The organism is Bradyrhizobium mercantei (assembly GCF_001982635.1).
Classification (GTDB): Bacteria; Pseudomonadota; Alphaproteobacteria; order Rhizobiales; family Xanthobacteraceae; genus Bradyrhizobium; species Bradyrhizobium mercantei.
The window spans coordinates 1-1,020 of the sequence record NZ_MKFI01000043.1 but is presented as its reverse complement, the minus strand read 5'-3'; the positions used below and the strand labels follow the sequence as shown (position 1 = coordinate 1,020).

At 71.8% G+C, this 1,020-nt stretch carries 1 protein-coding gene and 1 pseudogene; both read left to right on the top strand.

The window, feature by feature from the left end; genetic code table 11:
* A partial coding sequence (locus tag BI327_RS40785; protein ID WP_210191259.1) for an ABC transporter permease subunit occupies positions 1 to 665 on the top strand: 665 nt, incomplete at its 5' end.
* Positions 662 to 1,020: pseudogene (locus BI327_RS40780) on the top strand (hypothetical protein); the annotation flags it as partial. The gene BI327_RS40785 and the pseudogene BI327_RS40780, both read left to right, overlap by 4 nt.

The following is a 1,020-nucleotide window of genomic DNA, read 5'->3' as shown; positions in this document are numbered from 1 at the left end:
GGCTGTTCTTTCCCAGCCTGTCGCTGCAGGGCGACACGCGGCCGCTGTGGTGGGCGCTGGGCGCGGCGGCGCTGCTGCTGTGGGGCGCGTGGCGCCTGGCGCGACGGTCGGTGGGCGGACGCGTGCCATGGCGCGGCCTGGGCCTGCTCGCGGTGGTCGCGCTGGTGGCGGCCGCGGCGGGGTGGGGCGGGGCCTCGCTGCATGCCGACGTGCCGGCGCTGCGCGGCCTGAACTTCGCCGGCGGCAGCGCCTTCACGCCGGAATTCACCGCCTTGCTGGTCGGGCTGACGATCTACTCGGCGGCTTTTTCCGGCGAGATCATCCGCGGCGGCATCGACGCGGTGCCCGCCGGCCAGTGGGAAGCGGCCCATTCGCTGGGCCTGAAACCCGGCGCCGCGCTGCGCTGGATCGTCGTGCCGCAGGCGCTGCGCGTGATCATCCCGCCGATGACCAGCCAGTACCTGTCCATCATCAAGAACACCACGCTGGCGCTGGCGGTGGGCTACCCGGACCTGTCCTTCGTCATCACCACCACCATCAACCAGACCGGCCAGGCCATCGAGGGCGTGGCGGTGCTGATGGCGGTGTACCTGAGCATCAGCCTGAGCGTGTCGCTCTTCATGAATCTGTACAACCGCCGCATCCTGAGGACGCAACGCGCATGAGCCTGTCCCATCCTTCCTCTCTGCCGCGGGCCCTGCCGCCGCCGGCGGACCGCCGCGACAGCGCCTGGCACCGCCTGTTCGGCAGCGCCGTCAGCGCGCTCGCCACCGTGGCCACGCTGGCGCTGGTCCTGGCCGCGGCCGGCAAGCTGCTGAACTGGGCGGTGCTGGACGCCGTCTGGCCGGGCGCCACGGGCGCTGTCTGCCGCCAGGCCAGCGGCGCCTGCTGGGCCTTCCTGGGCGAAAAGATGCGCCAGATCCTGTTTGGCATCTATCCCCCCGGCGAGCAATGGCGGCCCACCGTGGTCTCCTGTTTGGCATCTATCCCCCCGGCGAGCAATGGCGGCCCACCGTGGTC